1 protein-coding gene is annotated in these 683 nt (G+C 59.3%); it reads right to left on the bottom strand.

What is annotated here, in order from left to right:
* Window positions 1–53: 53 nt before the first annotated feature.
* A partial coding sequence (locus NKJ00_RS32195) for an IS6 family transposase (RefSeq protein WP_352632609.1) occupies window positions 54–683 on the bottom strand: 630 nt, incomplete at its 5' end.

Below are 683 nucleotides of genomic sequence, written 5' to 3' on the forward strand. Positions count from 1 at the left end.
GTTCCGTTGCAAAGTTTTGTCTGGTCAGAGAATTTGCCAGAGTGGTGGCAACCTCATGCGGCAGCGAGGATTTCGAACTGCTCGGCGAGAGACGGGTTCGGATTGAAGGCGTACCGCGCCTGTCGTTTGCGCATCATGTGGACCATCTCGATGCCGGACAAGGTGACCGCGGCGGCGTGCGTCGATTTGAAACCGAGCATCGGCCGCACCCGGCGCTTGATGCGCCGATGATCCTGCTCGATGCGGTTATTGAGGTATTGGCTTTGGCGGATGCGGATCGGCTTCGACCGGCGCCGGGAGCAATCCTGCAATCGACTTGTGGCATCGCAGGAAACGATGGCTTCCCGGTTGGTCTGACTGCCGTCGATGACGATGCGATCGGGACGGCCATGGCGTGCCAACGCTTTTGTGAAGAAACGCTTGGCGGCCGGCAAATCCCGGTATTCACTGAACCAGAACTCGACGGTGTCGCCGACGCTGTCGATGGCGCGATAGAGGTATATCCATCGCCCGCGCACCTTGATGTAGGTCTCGTCCGCATGCCATTTGCCGGTCACGGCGCGCTTGCGCCGGTTGAACCGTTCCATCAGCAGCGGCGCGAAATGAACGACCCAGCGATGGATCGTTGAATGATCGACACTAATGCCACGCTCCGCCATCATTTCTCGAAGATCGCGTAGGCT

The sequence above is a fragment of the Mesorhizobium sp. M0227 genome, from assembly GCF_040321855.1.
Classification (GTDB): Bacteria; Pseudomonadota; Alphaproteobacteria; order Rhizobiales; family Rhizobiaceae; genus Mesorhizobium.